Source organism: Cohnella sp. LGH (assembly GCF_017671885.1).
GTDB lineage: Bacteria > Bacillota > Bacilli > Paenibacillales > Paenibacillaceae > Cohnella > Cohnella phaseoli.
The window spans coordinates 4796249-4813939 of sequence record NZ_CP072117.1; the positions used below are offsets into that span (position 1 = coordinate 4796249).

Consider the following 17691-nt stretch of genomic DNA (forward strand, 5'->3'; position numbering starts at 1 on the left):
ACACCTTTCTTTACATATCGATTATCTCCAGCAACTCTGCTTATAGATCAGCCCCTTTTCCGGCTTTATTTGTACTTCTGAAGCGCCTTATCGATCGTCGCGACGGCTTCGTTCACCGCATCGTCCACGTTCCGGTTCGCGACTCCGAGATCCGCGAACAGCTTCGAGATCGAAGTCGTGATGACCGGATAGGCTGGAGTTACCGGCCTTGGGTGAGCGAACTTGCTGGATTGCTCCACAAAAATGTTCATCGGATACTCGGTCAGCTCCGGGATTGCGCTCGCGGTGGAGAGGCGGGCCGGGAGGTTTTTCGTTTCCTGGTACCACATCTTCGCTCCCTCGACGCCGGTGACCCAGTTCACGAATTTCCACGCTGCGTCTGGGTTCTTGGAGCCTTTGGTAATCGCCATGTTCCAGCTCCCGTTAGGCGTCACTTGCTTGGCGTCCTTCCATAGCGGCGCGATATCCCAATCCTCGCCCAGCTTGAATTCGGGGTGCGAGGATGCGAAGCCCGAGATCGCCCAAGGACCGTTAACGATGATGCCCAGCTTTCCGGTTTCGAACGCTTCCGGGGGCGTCTCTTTGGGCGCCACTTTGTATTCGTTGTAGAGAGAAGCGAAGAACGACAGCGCCTTTTTCGATTCAGGCGAATCGAGATAGCCTTTGACCTCGGTTCCGTCGGGACTTAGGATTTCGCCGCCGGCCTGCCAGATGAAAGGCAGTTTGACGAACGTCGAGCCTTCTCCTTCTCCCAAGCCCCATCCCGGGTCGATCCCATAAATTTTATTTTTCGGATCGTTGATTTTCTGCGCCGCCTGCAGCACCTGCTCCCACGTCCACGGTTCGTTCGGATTTTTGGAGGGAAGCTCGACGCCGTTTTTCTCGAACAGCTTTTTATTGTAGAACATCGCAATGCTTGCGTCGTTCAGGGGAGCCGCGTAAATCTGCCCCTTGTACGTCAAGCTCTCCAACACGGGCGCCGCGATATCCTCTTTGTTCCCGTCGATCTCCATGTACTTGTCGAGCGGAATGACCGCTTCCTGATGGGCGTAAGCGGCCAGCGTCGGCCCGTCCAGCCCGATAACGTCCGGAGGGTTGCCCGCCGCAAGCGCCGTACGGATTTTCGTCTCGTAATCGCCGTAAGGAATCACTTCCATTTTGACTTTGATCGTCGGATTTTCTTTCTCGAACGCCTGGATCATTTTCTTCAGCGTGGCCACTTCGGGCGCGAAGTCGTGCCTCCAATATTTGATCTCTACTTTCTTGCCGTCCCCTTGGCTTTCTCCCTGACTCTCGCTCGCGCTAACGCTCGGAGAGGCCGAACCGTTATCGCCCGAGTTCGTCTTCGAGGAGCAGGCCGACAGCGGGGCGACCCCCAAGCAAACGGTAAGCAGCATAACCGCCGTTCTTCGCCATCTGAGCATTTTTATCCCGCCTTTAGTGTGTATTGATGAACACGCCTACAGGATAACACGACGGAGGCGAGCCCGAAATGCAGCCGTTTTGGGCGTTGAGTTGTAATATTTTTGGGAGGCAACTATACTTGCGGGACTTGGCGCTAAAGACTCCCGCGCTCCGCATTCGGCCGTTTTTTGCGGTATTCGTTGGGCCCCATGCCATAGTATCCTTTGAAAACATTGCTGAAATAAGCCGGACTGGAGAAGCCGGTAAGCTCGGATACGTTAACGATTTTCAGATCGCTTTCCTGAAGCAGCTTCGATGCCCGATCCATGCGGATGCCGAGCAAATAATCGCTGAACGTGCTCCCGGTCGTCTTATGGAACGAATCCGACAAATAGGCGACGTTGTAATGGAATTGCTCCGCGATCGCGGACAACGTCAATTCCTCGCCGTAATTCTCGTTCATATACTTGCGGATCGCTTCGATCGTATCCTCGCGGCCCTTGCTCTTCAAGCCCTTCAGCGACGCGACGGCTTGCAGAGTCATCTCCCGGATGTCTCGCACGATCCTGTCAATCGCATCGCAATCCCAAGCGGAATTGATGTACGGCCAGAGAAGGCGAAGCGGATCGAGATTCTTCAGATCGTACTTGCGGATAATTTCGCCCATCCTAAGGCCAAGCTGCACGAGGAAGAAGGAGAAGACCTGTACGGACGAGCGCTTGCCGGCTTCGGAAATTTCCTTGAGCGTTTGAAGCGCCTCGCCCTCGTCCGCGTTCTCTACAGCCAGACAGAATCTGCGCAGAATCGCGAACGAAAGCTCGTTGTCCTCATCGGGATCGTCGCCGTAAATCGTCTGCGACACTTTATCCGACTTGCTTCGGCTTAGGGCGAGCAAGCTCGAAGCCAGCCCGGCGCTCCAATTCCGGTAACCGGAGACGGGGTGGCCGACGCCGATCGCCAGCTCGACGCGCAAATACCGGACGACCTTCTCCCTGACGTCAGCCAGAAATCGGCCGAGCAGGCCGTCTTGCCGCCCGTCCCCGTCATTCCTCGTAACGGACGGATCCGAGTGAACGACGAAAAACATCCGATCCGGCCGCTCCTTCTCCCAGAACGTCTCGACATGGCTCCCCCATTGCGAAGCGATCTCGGTCATCAGCAGCCTGTAAGCTTCCTTGAACGAATCGCCGCTCTGCGCGCCTCCCGGAGCTCTCGCTTCGGGAATGCGCATCTCGGCGACCGCGAATCTCACAGGCTGTTCGGCGAGCGCCCATTCGGTCAATCCGTAAGCGCGAATCCGGGATACCGCCTCCGATTCCGGGAGCTCCCCTCTGGAGAGCTGCGCGATTGTCCGTTCTTTCTCGGCATCCAATTCGCGCTTTAAGGAAACCAGCGCGGCGATCAGCTCCGTCTTGATAACCGGCTTAAGGAGATAGTCTTTCGCGCCTTTGCGTATTGCCGTCTGAACGAGCGGGAAATCGTCGTAGGCGGAGAGGACGATTGTCTTCGTCCCGGGAAAGCGGATCGCGCATTCCCGAAGCAGCTCGAGTCCGTCCATGACAGGCATCCGGATGTCCGTGATCAGAACCGGATACCTCCGTTCCTGCAACACGGCCAAAGCCTCTGCACCATCGGCCGCTTCCGCCGCCGCGCGAAAACCGTAATCCTCCCACTTGAGCTTCAGCATCAAGCCTTTGCGAATTTCCGCGGAATCGTCCGCGATCAGAATGTCGTACATGATTCGTTCACCTCGCAATGGGAATGCTCATCCTAATTTCCGTACCTTGGCGCTCGGCGGTCCGGATCTCCACGGAGAAGCGAGAACCGTAGGACATGCGCCCGCGGGCGATCACGTTTTTAATGCCGATGCCTTTCTCGCCGATCTCAAGCACATCCTGCGCGAAATTCGATTCAGTGGCCGGCTTCAGATCCTTGAGCACCTCTTCCGGTATGCCGAGCCCGTTATCCCGGATGACGATCGTCAATTCGTCGGCCGTCTCCGCGACGAGCACGGACACGACAGCCACATCGACGATGCCGAGACTGTATTTGACGGCGTTCTCGATCAACGGCTGCAGCAGCAGCTTTGGAATCCGCAGATCGTCGCTGATAGGTTCGTCCACGATCTCGAATCGAACGCGGCTCCCGTAGCAGACGGAGAGAATCGATGTGAAGGCGCGAATCGTTCCCATCTCGTCACGCACGGAAATCAATTCCGTATTTAATCGAAGCGAGGATCGGAGCATCAAGCTAAGATCGTTGATTACCCGCTCGATGTCTTCGTTCCTTCCCTGCGCCGCCAGGGACGTGACGACCTCCAGCGTATTGTTGAGAAAATGGGGATTGATCTGCAGCAGCAGCGCTTTGTATTCCGCATTGCGCCTTCTCAGATTCTGGGCGTATTCGGTTTCGATGTACGACTTCAGCCTCTTGACCATGTTCAGATAGTTGACCGTCAGAAAGCCGATTTCGTTTTGCCGGAGCCGCTTCTTGGCCATAATGGCGTTCCCTTTCAGGAAATCCCCTTCCTCGACGTACCTCATTGAGCGCACGATCCTGGAGATCGGATTGGCGATGCGGGACGAGAACCATAGCGTCAATGAGACGGCAATCACGAATAGAACGACCGCGACCGCGATGACGTTCTGTCTCGCTCTCGTGATTTCCTGGAACAGCTCTGTCTCCGACACGGCTCCAACGACGATCCAGCCGGTCGTCTCCGTCCGCTGATAGAAATAGATCGTGCTGCTGTGCTCGTCTCGATAAATGCGCGCTCCCGCATTGTCCTCGCCGCCCGCAAATCCGATGCGATCCAGAAGGGCGGCGGGAAGCTCGCCCGGCTTCTGGTCAAGCACGGGAGCCCCGTTCGGGGTGATCAGGAACACTTTTCCCGTTTTCCCCAGCGTCAACTTATCGAGCGGCTCCTGCAGGGCGGACGTTCTGACGTTAAGCTTCAGAATCCCTTCCTCCCGCAGGTTCAGCAGGTCGGACAACGGATAGATCAGAGCGTTCACCCGCTGCCGATTCGTGGCCGAACCGTTCTGCCGGGTATCGAGATGCGCTCCCGCCCAGCGGATGCCCTCGTTTCGATAATCGTTGTACCAGTCGCTGCGCAAATATTCGTCGCCCTCCAGGTTCCACAAATCCCATCCCCCGTGGAAAATGTTGACGGACAAAATCAAAGGGCTGTTGCTAACGACGGAATCGAAGTACTTCCTCATTCGGATATTTTGCTGCACGGCATTCGAGGAAGCCGCCGACTCGTCTCGCGAACGAAGCCATTCCTGCGTCTCATCGCTGCGCAAAATTTGGTTCGCGACGTTCATCACTTGGGAGGTCGCGCTTTCCGCGAAGTCGGCGTACTGGTTCATCGACTGAACGGTCGTCGTCTCGATGGAAGCCCGCAAAGCGTCGGCCGCCTGCTGCCAGAAAAAATACCCCATCAGCACGAAGGGGACGATAAGCATGACGATAATCGCGATTAATTGCGTGCGTATGGAGTAGAACATGGCTCATGCCGCCTTTGCAACCGTTTTCCACAGCATAGGCGCTCCGACGTAGACGAGTCAATTGGAAAAATGCCGCTCGCTCCCTGCGGAGAATCTCTTTCCGGGAACGGCGGCCCCCTGGTCCAAGCCTATTCCGCGTAATACACTTCCAGTTCGGCGATCGAGGTGTACGCTTCGTCCCCGCCCGGCTTGCCGATGATGCGCACCCCGTCCCCCCACGTATCGTCGAAGACGAATTCATAGGTGTTGCGATTCGCGGATTCGTTCCCTGGGTAGGAAGGCGTCGTGCGGATATTCCGGACGTCCACCCACTTGAAGTTCTGCCGCACCTGCACGCGAACGCGATCGAACCATCCGCCCGTGCCCTCGTAAGCGTCGCCGGCTGAATACACGACCTTATTCATATGATAGGCGCGAGACCACGCGTACCCCCACCAATCCTCCGGCTTGCGCTCGCCGTTGCGACTATCTTCGGCGTTTTCGCGATCCCCGTCGTTCAGCCGGGAGAGCTCGCCTTCGTACATCGCCCTCGATAGCGGCGCGACGTCTTGGGAATTCGCCGGCAGCGCCAGGTTAACGCCGCTTTTGCCGTTATCCGGTTCAGTCTTGACGAAGGGAATGACTTTCAACTTGCGGAGAGAGAAATTGTAATTTTTCACGCCGCCCACGAACGTATTCGAGCCGACCCACATCTCGCGACCATCGGCGCTAATGTACTTGGATGGAATAACCGTCGCGTAACCTCCGGCTTTTTTGTCCACCCACGGGTACTCGCCAAAATCAACCGATAAGAAGCGTTTCCATGGTCCCCACGGCTTGGACGCTTCGTAAAACTCGAACGTAAACTCCGTCCACGACGTATACAGATAACGGTCGAGCGGTCGGTTGTAGACGATGCTGCCCTGGGACACGACCGACAGGTTGCCAAGCCCCGGAGTCAGCCGATCGATATACAGACGGCGCTCGTCTTGCAGCACCGGCCGTTTCGCTTGAAGGTCGCCCGGCTTCGTCCACTTCGCCTTGCCTTGCAAATTTCCTGCGTAGAACTCCCAGGCGGAGACGTCCTGAATGCTCTCCTTTTTCATCCGTGCCAAATAAAGCTTCGTCGGGTCCTCCACAATATCGGAGAAGGAATCCCGCCAGTTATTGTCCAATCCGTAGGCGTAGACGTAATCGTCGAACGTATTGTCGGCCCCTTCTTGGCCGTAATCGAGAAACATGACCGTCGTGAACGTGTGATCCTTGAACATGGGCGATTGCACGCTTGCCGTCCAGGTCTTCCCTTTGTCCGTCGACTTGTAGATCGATGCAGCCGGAGCTTCGTTGAAAATATGTCCGCTGGCTTCGTCCTTGTTCAAATCCTGTACGGCCAAATACAAATCTCCCCCGACCGCGACGATCCCCGTAGGTTTGCGATTGTACCGCTCCGGGTCGCCCCATATTCGCCCGATTTCGTCGCCGGCTGCCAGCCGTTCTCCTTCTACGTCGTTATTCCAGGGCGAACCGGTTATCTTGTTCATGACGATATCGGACCATTCGCCGCCGGATTCGTAACCGAACCCGATACCGTCCCCGTTGGCCGAATAGAGCGCATCGTCGTCGGCCCAGGCGACCGGCCACAGATCGCCGTCGCTGAACGTCGTATAGGATGCTCCGGGTTCTATGGATGCGACGGAGAAAAAAGTGCTTTCCTCCGCAATGATCGGCTGCTTCATCTTTTCCTCCTTCTCTTCGGCGCAAGATACGAGAATAAGCGCGGTTAACGAAGCCGTTGCCAATAGAACCATGCATTTGCGCCTGAACCCGAACGTTCCGATCGGCATGCCGTTTCCTCCTTTCCCCGATCCTCTATCCCGTCCCGGTTCGTCACAGCTTAATCTGAATTTTTAATAGCTCCGGATCTTTGGGACGGGCCAGAAACTCCGGCGTCTCCTCCAAGGAAATGACTTTGGACACGAGAGGCTCCAACGCGATCCTTCCCTCCTTAACCCATTCGAAGGCGGGCAGAAAGGTATAGTTGATCGCCATCGAGCCGAGAATCGTCCAATCGTTATGGTAGAGATCGAACGGATTTAACTGAATTCGCACATCTTTAGGTGTTACGCCGAATTGCAAGTAGGTCGCCGTCCTGCCCAGATGAGCCATAGCGAGCTCGATCACCGCGGGCAGCCCCGTCGCGTCCACGACAACATCAAACCGTTGCCCGGACAAGCTCCCGATACTGCCCGCGTTCACGGTTTCCGTCGCGCCGAGCGACCGGGCAAGCTCCAGCTTGTTGTCCGACACGTCGACGACGGTCAAGCGTCCCGCCCCGGCGCGGGCAAGCGCTTGAACCAGCTGCTGGCCCATCGCTCCGGCGCCGAACAGAAGCACCGATTGTCCGACCTGCAGCCGCAGCCGGTTCATCGCATGTACGCCACAGGCGATCGGTTCGATAAACGCGCCCGTCGCAAAAGACATGTCGTCCGGGATTTTCACAACGTTGCGGACGGGCACCGCCACGAGTTCCGCCATGCTGCCGTCGACCGTGTTGCCTAGAGCCCCCCATTCGGCGCATTGGTTGCCGCGGTTCGTCAAGCAATAGACGCACTTGCCGCAGAACAGCGACGGGTCCGCCGTCACCCGGTCCCCTTCGCGAAAGCCTTCGACGCCTTCCCCGATCTCGTGGATCGTGCCCGAAAATTCATGTCCGGGAATGAGGGGATAGGGGGACAAAAACTCCCCTTCGAAAATATGAAAATCCGTTCCGCATATCCCGACGCGGGCAACGCGGATGACGACCTCGCCCGGCCCCGCTTTCGGCTCCGGCACTTCCTTGACGACAGCCCGTCGCGGCTCTTCCATAACCAACGCTTTCATTCGTTGTCTCCTCCCCGCTCCTCTTCTAAACCGTTAACTCGACGACAACGACGCTTCCGCCCGGAACGTCGAATTCGGTCTCGCCGGACGGCAGCCGCTCGATTCGGACCGACGCTGGCCCGTGTTCGCCTTGAACGTATGCCCAAGCTGCCATCCCGCTCATCCCGTACCTCGCCGGTTCGATCAGCACGCTTAATGAGAAGCTTTCCTTGCCGACGTTGGCGAAAAACAGGCCGACGCTTTCCTCTTCATACTGCCAAGCCGAATGGACGATCGAGTCCGCATCCAGTTCCCCCGAGTCGTTATACTCCTTCGATTGCGTGCTGTGGTTGTAGTGAAACCAGTCCATACGCAGACGCGGGCAACTGAATTCGAGCGGCTTCAGCATTGTTCCGTAAGCCCAATATTTGTTGGCCGGCCCCGTCCGCAGACGCGCATACATCGCCAGGTATCGGGCTCTCTCCTCGCTGAACGCGTACCCTCGGGCCTCGAACGGATAGTAATGCTCTTCCGCCGCGTTTTCCGCCCCGTCCAACGCCTCCATCGGGCTGTACTCGTAGTTAAGCTCGTACAAGCCGCCCCACAGATAGGTCCGGGCAACGGTAAAATAGTAGAGGCTTCCGATTTCCTCGACCAGCTTCCCCCAGCCATCCAGCCTGACCGCCCCGTACTCGTGGTACACATAAGCGAACATCGGAATAAGCTCCGCCGCTCCCGTCTTCAGCAGCTCCCGCAGCGGCCAGCCCTCCAGCGGCGCCGCAGGCTGGCCGCCCGCCCGAGCTTGGTAATAATCGATCACGCCTAGCAACGTTTCGTTCATCATCTCCGTCCCCATCGGAACATGTCGTCCGGCGACGGCTTCCATAGCGGCTTTCGTATCGGCGTAGTTCCGGCGGTACGCCTCCTCAATCGCTTTGCCAGCGCCGACCGGATGGCCGTGCGTCTCGTCCATGCAGACTTTCAGAATGTTGTTGGCCGAAATATCGTAGTAGATCGCGTCCACATCGTCCGTCCGCTGCAGCGTCTCGTCCCGGCGCACGTGAAAATCGTGCGTATAAGGGTGCGCAGGGCAAAGGAACGGAAACGCATAAGCGTCTATGCTCTTGATCCGCTTGGGCATTTTCTGAGCGGCCGCCCTGCCAAGTTCGCCGTCGGCCCCGTCGAAACGGTACAGATAATCGAACTCGAACGGGGCAAATTTATCTCCCATCTCCCGGAGGCAGGCGAGATTGCCCGCGTGAAACCTCGTCGGGAACCAATCGTCGAAGCCCCCGGGGAAGCCCCGATAGAACGTCTGCGGCTCGTTCGTCCAGTCCGGTCCGAGGACATGGAATATCGGCGTCGGGATCAGCTCCCGATATTTCCGCAGCCAAGGGGTGCGATCCGATCCGGCGTTGATGCCGAAGGTAGAAGCGCCGATCTCGTCGTGCAGCCATGCTGCGGTATCTCCCGACCGCCTTCTCTGGGCGAGCGTTCCTCTTGCGCACCAATTCTGCTTGGTCGCCCAAGCTTTGTACAAATCCGCCGCCTCATGCCAATCCCGACCCTCCAGCAAGGAAATACGGACGGGATAGACGGGATAAATTCCCTTGCCCGCTCCCATCTCCTCGCATCCGTGGATGAACGACGCTTCCAGAAAGCCTTCGGCGTTCTTATAGAAATTAAGCCATTTGGCGTAGCCTTCGCCGTCCAAGGCGGCGAAATATAGCCCGCCCTTGTTCATCCCGTAGTAGGCGAAAAATTGCATCGAAGCGCCCGAGAAGCTTTCCGGGTAGGGCGCATACCGCCACCCGGTCTCGCCGTGAACGAAATGCTTAAGCGGATTATGCACTTTGAGCCCCGTCGCGAACGCATGCGCGACGTAATCGTCCTCGCCGCCCTCCGTAATCTCCTTGAGGTTCGGAATAATCGGATATTCCAGGCTCAACAGCCGCTCCTCCGAGCCGTTGTCCGCGGAGCAACCGAAATCCAATGAGTCGGCTCCCTGCGCAAGGGACACCCAGCCATGAACGGCAACGTCCGACCGAGTTCGCCAGGTCAGCGATATCCTTGCTTCTCCGGGAGCCGTGTCGTCCCTCGTGCATTCGAAGCTTTCGAACTCCGAGCTGAATCCCGCATCCGTCTCCAGCCGGAAGGGCTCTGCGGAGGCTGCGTTAGCGATGTAGTCGATGCCGGTCCGTACGTCGCGAAGAAGTCGGACGGCCCCGTCTTCCATGCCGATGCCCGCCAGTAACCGCTCGTTCCTCAGGAGCATCAAACCCGGATGCTTTTCCATCGTTCCGCCCTCATTTCAAACCCGAGATTTTGATGCCCGAAATAATGTACTTCTGGAAGATCAGGAACAGCACGATCGTCGGAAACGCCGCCAAAGCGGAGCCTGCCATCAGCATGCCGAGTTCGGTCGCGCGTTCGGAACGGAAGTTGTACAAGTACTGCATGATCTGGAACAGATCGGGATTGGTAATCGTCATCGTCGGCCAGATGAACGAGTTCCAGAATGCCAGATAGGAACCGATGCCCACGATAACGAAGACCGGGAACGACATCGGCAGGAAGATGCTTGAGAAAATGCGCAAGCGGTCCGCTCCGTCGATCAGCGCGGCCTCCTCCAGCGCGAGCGGGATGTTGAGATAGAACTGCCGGATGAAAAACATATGTCCGGCGGACGCGACGCCCGGCAGAACCAGCACAGCGAACGTGTCGAGCATCCCCATTCTGTCCACGACGATGAATGAAGTCAGCAGGATCGCCATTCCGGGGATGAACATCGTCATGATGACGTAGAGCCAGAGAAGGCCTTTGAAGCGAAACTCCAGTCTGGCGAACGAGTATGCGGCCGTTGAGTTGACGAGCAGACTCAGGACCGCGAACAGGATCGCGCCTCCGAAAGTCACCCCCATCGATTTCAGAAACGCCAGATCGCCGAGAATATCGGTGTAGTTCGTGAGCATCCATTGCTTGGGGAAAAACCGGAAAGGCGTCGACAATACTTCGGTCTTCTCCTTAAACCCGGCGATGATGACCCAGAGCAGCGGAAACAAGGCGATCAACGTGACCGCGCCGGCGATGATCGTCAGAGTCGTTCTTTGCAGCAGGCTTTGCCCTTTCATGTCCGTTTCCTCCTATCGCCGGTTACCTAGCCGTCGATCGCTTTCTCCGAATTCAGCACCTTGAAGATCAAGGCGGATACGCCCCCCAACACGACGAACAGAAGCAGCGAAGCCGCGATCGAATTGCCGACCATCACGTCGTTGCGGAAGTGATTGAGAATATACAAATTCGGCGTCGTTGTCTCGCTAAGCGGACCGCCGTTGGTCATGACCAGGGAAAGCTCGAATTGCGACACCTGAGCGATGAACCCGGTGACCAGCAAATACAGGATGACGTTGCGCATAAGCGGGATCGTAATGTAGACCATTTTCTTGAACGGACCTGCTCCTTCCAGATTCGCCGCCTCGTAATAGCTTTCCGGAATGTCGTGCAGCCCCGCCAGCATAATTAAGGTTGTCAGGCCGAAGCCGAGCCAGACCGCAGGAGCAGCGATGCTCGGAAGCGCTGTCGCTACGTCCGCGAGCCATGCCCTCGGCTCGTAGCCGAATAAGCCGATCACGTAGTTCGCTAGTCCGCCCATGTAATCGTAGATAAAGACAAAAATGACAGACGCAACGATACCCGAAATAATCGTGGGGATATAGATGGACGTCTTAACGAAACCAGACAGCTTCGATCCGATATTCTTGACGACGTTAGCGAACAGAAAAGCCAGAATAAGCGTGGCCGGTACGACCATGAGGGCGAATTTCAGCCCTACCCCTACCGCCTCTCCAAACAAGCGGTCCGTTAGGACCATATAGAAATTTTGGAATCCGACGAATTCGGAATCCTGATAGAAGCTCCAATTATAGAAGCTGACCCGGATCGCGTAGACGAACGGAATGACGACGAAGATCGTCAGCAGTATCACGATCGGCGACAACAGAATATACGCCGTCTTGTTGTCCAGCCGGAAATTTTTTTTGCCCATGCGTTTCCCTCCGTGGATGGAGCCGAATGGGGCTCCCCATAAATCAACCAAGTTACGCTCAAGCAACTCAGCTTATGGGGCAGCCCCATGTCGTCCGGACGTTATTGCTTCGGATTCGTGCCCGCCAGCTTGGATTTCGCGATAAAGTCGTTGATGTCTTTTTCCGCCTTGGCCAGCGCTTTGTCCACGCTCGTGCCTTTCATAGCCGACTCGATCGCGGTCGAGAGCGCGAAGCTGATGTCCCAAGGATAGATCGGCTCGGCTTTCGAGTACGGGATCACCTTCTCGGCGATCAGGGCGCGCCATGCGTCCTTCGATGCGTCAACATCGGATTTCATGGCTTCATCAACGGATTTACGCGCGGAAAACTTGGAAAATTGCGCGCCCTTGAAGAAGTCGATCATGATGCCCGTATCCCCTGCGAGCAGGTACGAAATATAGGAAGCCGCTTCGTTCGCGTGCTGGGATTTGCCGTCGACGACAAGCGTCCAGCCCCCGAGCGTGGCCGTCGGCTTCGTCTGATCGCCGTCAAACGAGGCCATCGGAGCAACGCCTACTTTATCCAAAATGTCCTTATAGCTGTTCCGCAGTTGCCCGATCGCCCAAGAGCCGCACACGGCCATCGCGACTTTACCTTCGCCGAAAGGCTTGATATCCGCGTAACCCGCGAGTTGCTGCTTAGGCATGATGCCTGATTGATAGGCCTGCTGGTAAAAGTTCAGCACATTCTCGTAAGCGCCGTTATTAACGTCTGCGCTGGACCAGTCGTCCGTGACTGCCAGATGACCGGAGGCATTGTACTGCAAGCCCCAGCTGGACCATCCCAGATCCGCGGCGTTCTGCGCGGTCGTGAATCCGAACACGCCTTTCTTCGTCAGCGCTTTGCCGTATTCGAGCACTTCCGCCCAAGTCGTCGGCGGTTTCTCCGGATCAAGTCCGGCTTCCTGGAACAGGTCTTTGCGATAGTAAAGTACAGCGGACGGTTCTACCAGCTTCGGGTAAGCGTAGATCTTGTCGCCGACTGTAACGAAATCTCTCACGTTATCGTACAGGTCGTCGAACACGGCAGGATCCATTAAATCGTTCAGAGCCTGGATTTGTCCAAGCTTGGCCGCGTTCGCGATATTGCCGTAATTCATCGTCATGATGTCGGGAGCCTTGCCCGCGGCTTGCGCGGCTTTCAGCTTCTGCGCCCATGCGTCGCCCGGAACGATCGTCAGCTTCACTTCGACGTTATCGTTGGCTTTGTTAAACTCGGTCGTCCATTTCTTGAACCATGCGTCCGTCGTGTCCTCGAATTTCTGCGCCCAGAATTCGAGTTTGACCTTCTCCGCGGGCGCCGCGCTTTCCGACTCCTGCGGCGCGGCGCTCTCGCTTGGCGCCGCACTTTCGCTGGAACTGGCGCTAACGGAAGGACTGGCGTTCGAGCCCTTGTCGTTATTGCCGCCTCCGCATCCCGTCACCATCATCGCCGCGGCCAAGAGCACCGATGGCATAACCGTCCATTTTTTCGACTTTCCCCATTTTTCCTGCATGCTTGAATCCTCCCTTTTTTTGTCAAGCTATTTAAACGCTGAGCGCTTAAATCGACATTCGAAACGCGGGGATGCTTGCGCCAATTACTTCTCCAACGTCGCCTTAAACCAGAAAACGTTATAGGGGTCCCATAGAGAAAGCGCGAAGTAGATGCTTTTGCCGCCGTCGGCTGTATAGCGTTCGTTCATGAACGGGGCGTACAGGCCGGGGTATTCCGTCGGGCTCACCAGCTCAATCTTGTCTCCCCACGGCCCCCACGGACTAAGCCCTTCCCGGATGACGACGCCGTTCCCTTCGTTAAGGTAAGTCATCAGCCATCGCTCCAGATAGGAATTCCAGACGACGGACAGCTCGCCGACCGAATCGTCCACCACCGTCTTCGCTTGAGCCGGATTCTCGCTCCAGACCGGGGCTCCCTTGTCGTCCTTACCCGAGAAATAGCGGTAATCCGCCAGGTTCTCCACGCTCTCTTCGGCGACCTTCATCAACTGCACGCCGCCGTATCGGCCGGAGGGGATCGCCCACAGGTAAACGTCCTTCTTTCCTTCGGCGGCATCCGCCTTGAACGGACTCACTTGAATGAAGTTGCCGTCTCCGGGCCATTTCACGTCGTCCAGCAACGTCCAGTTTTGTCCTTGGTCCGTCGACTTGGCCAGACTGGCGTAATTGGCGTCCCATTTGCCCGGCTCACCCCAATGGTTAACCGACATGTAGTACAAGTACAAAGCGCCGTTCGCGGATAAGCCGTGCGTCGGAATCTTCGTCATTTCATCGAAATCGACTTTCGCCGAAGGAAGCAATTCTTTGGCCAGTCCGATCTCGTCGATGATCATCCCGTCGAGCGTAATGCCGTCGGACGGCTCGACGTCCGTCGTATAAGCCAGCGTATTCGACCGCCACAGGCTGCCCCCGCCGCCGGTCATCCCTTCGGGCCGTTCGCCGAACGTATCCCCAAGGACGAAATAAGTGCGGTCGCCGTCGTTGATCATAGAACCGAGGTCCGTGCCGTAGACGCCGTACTTTTCCGTATGGTTCGGGGAATCGGCCCCGGTTATCTGAGACACCTGCGTTAGATCGGAAATGCCTTTCAATACGAAGTCCTTATCTTTCGCGTCCAGCATCGGGTTCGTCTTGCTTCCCCCTGAGCAGGCCGTCGTCAGAAGCAGGAAGGCGCAGGCCGAGATCGCGATTATTCGTTTCAACGTATCCACTCCTCGCATTTACGGATTTTGATGACCGAAAATCCTTCCGAGACTCGCGCTGTCAAAAGGCTTCAGATCCGGAAGCGGCATTCGATCGGCGACTTTCGGGAGCGGCCCGAACGGACGATGCGGCTCCTCCTGGTACCAGTAAGCGGTCGAAGACACGTCGTCGCTCCGGTGATTGTTGTGACCGTGCTCGATCGTCACGCGGACGCTCTTCTCGAACATGATCGGGTCGAGAATATGGTAACGGTACGTCGAAATCTTCCCGCTCCAGTTCCAACCGCCGCCGAGAATGATTCCGTGATACGGCGTGGACACCTCCTGCTGCGGACACCACGCGGTATTGAAATAATCCTCCATGCCGGTGCCGTGAAGAGTAGGCGGCCAAGGCTCCCCGTCGATGAAGATCATGTCGTCCCCTTCGCCGTACCAGTTCCACTCCCTCGTCTCGCGCAAGTTGTGGACGTTGAAGTTGCAGCCGACGTAGTGGCCTTTGCCGACCGCGTCCAGAATGACGTAGTTGCCGTCTCCGGTTATGTTTTTCCCGCCGAATTCGAAGTAGGCATTGTCCATTCCCTGTCCCTGATCCGGGACGCCGTCCGTCGGACACTCCCGACGCCACTGGGCGTGAAAACGAAGCTCATCTTCCGGCAATGCGTCGTATTCCTCATAATCAATATAGAAGTAAAACTTGATCGGGCTGTCCGCTTCGCTTTCGACCTCGATCCGGGCTCCCTCCACGTATGGCATGCGGAAAAAGCAATTAAACGCTTTGCCGTCCTCCGGGCTCATCATGAGCGCCGCAGACGTGAAATTGCGCGTCAATCCGTGGCCCATCCCGAAAAAGTCCCCGATCGGCGCTTCGACGCTAGGTCCATCCTCGCCGTCCCAATACATTCGGAGTACGATTTTGCGGGGCAGAAATGCCTCTTCGCTCGCCCCGTCCGTAGCCATCGTCATCCAGATGTGCGTGATCGCCCCTGCGCCCCGGATCTCGCATATCGTTTTGTTTTCTCCCGGAAAGACCGAATAATAATCTTTGTTGCCGCCCGATCGATCATAGCTGGATACCCGTTTTCTTCTGCCCGCTCTCGCCAAGCTCAGAGAGGATAAAGACGATGAAAGATGCATGCTGCATAGCCCCTTTTTGTCGATGGATTCGAGGTTGAGCGCTGTCGAAGGCCAGACGAAAGAAGATGGCTCCCGTTCGGATTCCCACCTTGCTTTTAGGCATTATTGCCTTGGACAATCATTTTCCCTATAATCTTTATAGCGCTTACAATTGTTATTTTATTGGATTTCTATCCAATATTCTTTAGCAGAATAAGTAAGAAGTTTAACCCAAATTGTTCAACTTTCGCTCGAAGGAGGTCGTGTTGAGGATGGATTTGAACACCCTCTCTCCTTATATCCGCGTCGCTTGGGATTCGACGATCTATCCTCCGGTCAACATTACCGAGAGGGTCATTTTCGACTATGAGCTCATGTTCGTAAAAGAAGGGGAATGCGAGGTCTCGGTGGAGAACGTCATTTATCACGGAAAACCGGGGGATTTGTTCCTGTTCAAGCCGAACCAGGTTCATTCGATCAATCTGCTGCACGACAAGCCGCTGAGGCAGCCGCATCTGCATTTCGATCTGTATTATCGCGGGGACAGCCCCGACGTCAAAGTGTCTTACAGGCCGTACTCGCTCTTGACCGAATCGGAACGGGGGTGGATCCGGGAGGACGTCATCGCGGACATGGAGGATCCTCTGCCCAACCACATTCGCTTGAACAAGCCTGCCGCCATTGAACAACTGATCCAGGAAATTATCTTCGAATTCGAGCGCAAATTCCCCTATTACGAGACGACGGCCAAAGGCTTGTTCATTCAGCTCTGGGTGCTGCTCCTGCGGGAAATTCATTGGCGGCGCAACACGCACCTGCAATCCAATTGGGAACAGCTGGACCGGGTCAAAAACTATCTCTCGCATCACATCGATCAGGAATCGACCCTCGACGAGCTTGCGGATCTGGCCAATATGAGTAAATATTATTTGTGTCGGCTGTTCAAGAAAGCTTACGGCATGACGCCGATCCAGTACCACGTCTCCGTTCGCCTGGAGAAAGCCAAGCAGATGATCCAATTCACGAACCTGTCGCTGACGCAAATCGCGGACGAGCTGGGCTTTCAGAGCATTCACGCTTTCAGCAGGACGTTCCACAAGTGGGAGGGAGTCTCTCCGTCGGCTTACCGGAAGAAAAAATAAAGCTGTCTCTGCGCTGCTCTGGGAGTTGAGACCAATCGCAACCACTTCTATCACCGCTACTCAAAAGGGGGAATTTACGATGATCAGACAGATGGAATGTCAAAACTGCGGTCAGATCAATCCCATTGATACGAAGAATTTTACAAAGGCTCACTGCAGCAAGTGTAACGCAAAGTTTAGCGAAGACTTGTCCCTTAGCGCTTATCAAACGGAACAGGAATTAGCTTCGGCTTTGGCAGCCGAACAAGCCTATTCTAAAGATGAAAAAATTGACACAAACACGTGGACAGCAAAGATCGGCAACCCTGACGAGCAAGAGAAGTATGTTAAAAATAATTTTCTAAAAAAGTTAAAAAAGCATGCCTCTAAAATACCGTTTGCCAAAGATGCACTAGCGATGTATTACTGCGCGACCGATAGTAAAACGCCTATGAAGGTTAAAGCCATTGCCATCGGTGCATTGGCCTATATCGTACTCCCCATCGATTTAATTCCCGATTTTATATTGGTTCTTGGCTATACGGACGATGCCGCAGCTTTCTGGCTAGCGTTCAATAGCATAAGCTCTCATATTACGGATCAGCATAGGCAGCAGGCCGAAGAGTGGTTTAAATCATAAGCCAATCAAGTTGCTGGGGTAGATAATCGATGAACAAGGTGAAAGGTGTATGTACCTCCTCCGATACGATACGATACGATACGCTCCTGAAATCCTGAATGGTACAACTCTTAATTTTAATCGCTTGTACAGTTTTCCCTACAAACGTCCGCCGTTTGAGCCTGATTTGAGTTACTTTGTACGATTTATCGAACAAACGTCCGCGGATTAGAGCTAATCCGAGTCATTTTGTATGGTTTTTCGACTAACTTCCCTCACGGAAGTCCCTTCGTAGGGCGTAAAC

The 17691-nt window shown here is 55.8% G+C and carries 13 protein-coding genes; 2 read left to right on the forward strand and 11 right to left on the reverse strand.

Translation table 11 applies throughout. The features are described 5' to 3' along the window. Positions 1–65: 65 nt before the first annotated feature. From J4772_RS20700 to J4772_RS20750, 11 genes are all read right to left on the reverse strand, one after another. Positions 66–1424: an ABC transporter substrate-binding protein gene (locus J4772_RS20700; protein WP_209071215.1), complete on the reverse strand. Its 1359-nt coding sequence runs from the start codon at positions 1422–1424 to the stop codon at positions 66–68. Positions 1425–1558: 134 nt separating this feature from the next. Continuing rightward, complete coding sequence (locus J4772_RS20705) at positions 1559–3142, reverse strand: response regulator transcription factor (protein ID WP_209071216.1); 1584 nt, start codon at positions 3140–3142, stop codon at positions 1559–1561. A 7-nt stretch (positions 3143–3149) separates the two neighbouring features. Next, positions 3150–4913: a cache domain-containing sensor histidine kinase gene (locus J4772_RS20710; protein ID WP_209071217.1), complete on the reverse strand. Its 1764-nt coding sequence runs from the start codon at positions 4911–4913 to the stop codon at positions 3150–3152. 128 nt (positions 4914–5041) lie between these two features. Next, positions 5042–6736 carry a DUF4185 domain-containing protein gene (locus J4772_RS20715; RefSeq protein ID WP_209071218.1) on the reverse strand — a complete coding sequence of 565 codons (1695 nt, stop codon included), beginning with the start codon at positions 6734–6736 and terminating at the stop codon, positions 5042–5044. A gap of 43 nt (positions 6737–6779) precedes the next feature. Further along, positions 6780–7772, reverse strand: a complete 993-nt coding sequence (locus tag J4772_RS20720; protein WP_209071219.1) for a zinc-dependent alcohol dehydrogenase family protein — start codon at positions 7770–7772, stop codon at positions 6780–6782. Between the two features lie 25 nt (positions 7773–7797). Next, positions 7798–10047: a DUF6259 domain-containing protein gene (locus J4772_RS20725; RefSeq protein ID WP_209071220.1), complete on the reverse strand. Its 2250-nt coding sequence runs from the start codon at positions 10045–10047 to the stop codon at positions 7798–7800. 10 nt (positions 10048–10057) lie between these two features. Beyond that, on the reverse strand, positions 10058–10882 hold the full coding sequence (locus tag J4772_RS20730; RefSeq protein WP_209071221.1) for a carbohydrate ABC transporter permease: 825 nt from the start codon (positions 10880–10882) through the stop codon (positions 10058–10060). A 26-nt stretch (positions 10883–10908) separates the two neighbouring features. Further along, positions 10909–11796: a carbohydrate ABC transporter permease gene (locus J4772_RS20735; RefSeq protein WP_209071222.1), complete on the reverse strand. Its 888-nt coding sequence runs from the start codon at positions 11794–11796 to the stop codon at positions 10909–10911. 101 nt (positions 11797–11897) lie between these two features. Continuing rightward, positions 11898–13331, reverse strand: a complete 1434-nt coding sequence (locus tag J4772_RS20740) for an ABC transporter substrate-binding protein (protein WP_209071223.1) — start codon at positions 13329–13331, stop codon at positions 11898–11900. Between the two features lie 84 nt (positions 13332–13415). Then, the gene (locus J4772_RS20745) at positions 13416–14534 is read right to left on the reverse strand and encodes a glycoside hydrolase family 183 protein (protein WP_247740793.1); all 1119 of its coding nucleotides are present in this window, start codon (positions 14532–14534) and stop codon (positions 13416–13418) included. A gap of 18 nt (positions 14535–14552) precedes the next feature. Then, on the reverse strand, positions 14553–15668 hold the full coding sequence (locus tag J4772_RS20750; RefSeq protein WP_209071225.1) for a glycoside hydrolase family 172 protein: 1116 nt from the start codon (positions 15666–15668) through the stop codon (positions 14553–14555). Between the two features lie 251 nt (positions 15669–15919). On the opposite strand from J4772_RS20750, the gene J4772_RS20755 reads away from it, so the two are divergent. Together J4772_RS20755 and J4772_RS37090 are read left to right on the forward strand one after the other, a co-directional pair. Continuing rightward, positions 15920–16789: an AraC family transcriptional regulator gene (locus J4772_RS20755; protein WP_209071226.1), complete on the forward strand. Its 870-nt coding sequence runs from the start codon at positions 15920–15922 to the stop codon at positions 16787–16789. 79 nt (positions 16790–16868) lie between these two features. Continuing rightward, positions 16869–17408, forward strand: coding sequence for a YkvA family protein (locus J4772_RS37090; RefSeq protein ID WP_247740794.1), 540 nt, complete (start codon positions 16869–16871; stop codon positions 17406–17408). Positions 17409–17691 lie beyond the last annotated feature (283 nt).

What these genes read in the sequence shown, in the direction of transcription:
- J4772_RS20700 (WP_209071215.1), bottom strand. Translation starts at nt 1,424, where the DNA reads ATGCTCAGATGGCGAAGAACGGCGGTTATGCTGCTTACCGTTTGCTTG.
- J4772_RS20705 (WP_209071216.1), bottom strand. Translation starts at nt 3,142, where the DNA reads ATGTACGACATTCTGATCGCGGACGATTCCGCGGAAATTCGCAAAGGC.
- J4772_RS20710 (WP_209071217.1), bottom strand. Translation starts at nt 4,913, where the DNA reads ATGTTCTACTCCATACGCACGCAATTAATCGCGATTATCGTCATGCTT.
- J4772_RS20715 (WP_209071218.1), bottom strand. Translation starts at nt 6,736, where the DNA reads ATGCCGATCGGAACGTTCGGGTTCAGGCGCAAATGCATGGTTCTATTG.
- J4772_RS20720 (WP_209071219.1), bottom strand. Translation starts at nt 7,772, where the DNA reads ATGAAAGCGTTGGTTATGGAAGAGCCGCGACGGGCTGTCGTCAAGGAA.
- J4772_RS20725 (WP_209071220.1), bottom strand. Translation starts at nt 10,047, where the DNA reads ATGGAAAAGCATCCGGGTTTGATGCTCCTGAGGAACGAGCGGTTACTG.
- J4772_RS20730 (WP_209071221.1), bottom strand. Translation starts at nt 10,882, where the DNA reads ATGAAAGGGCAAAGCCTGCTGCAAAGAACGACTCTGACGATCATCGCC.
- J4772_RS20735 (WP_209071222.1), bottom strand. Translation starts at nt 11,796, where the DNA reads ATGGGCAAAAAAAATTTCCGGCTGGACAACAAGACGGCGTATATTCTG.
- J4772_RS20740 (WP_209071223.1), bottom strand. Translation starts at nt 13,331, where the DNA reads ATGCAGGAAAAATGGGGAAAGTCGAAAAAATGGACGGTTATGCCATCG.
- J4772_RS20750 (WP_209071225.1), bottom strand. Translation starts at nt 15,668, where the DNA reads ATGCATCTTTCATCGTCTTTATCCTCTCTGAGCTTGGCGAGAGCGGGC.
- J4772_RS20755 (WP_209071226.1), top strand. Translation starts at nt 15,920, where the DNA reads ATGGATTTGAACACCCTCTCTCCTTATATCCGCGTCGCTTGGGATTCG.
- J4772_RS37090 (WP_247740794.1), top strand. Translation starts at nt 16,869, where the DNA reads ATGATCAGACAGATGGAATGTCAAAACTGCGGTCAGATCAATCCCATT.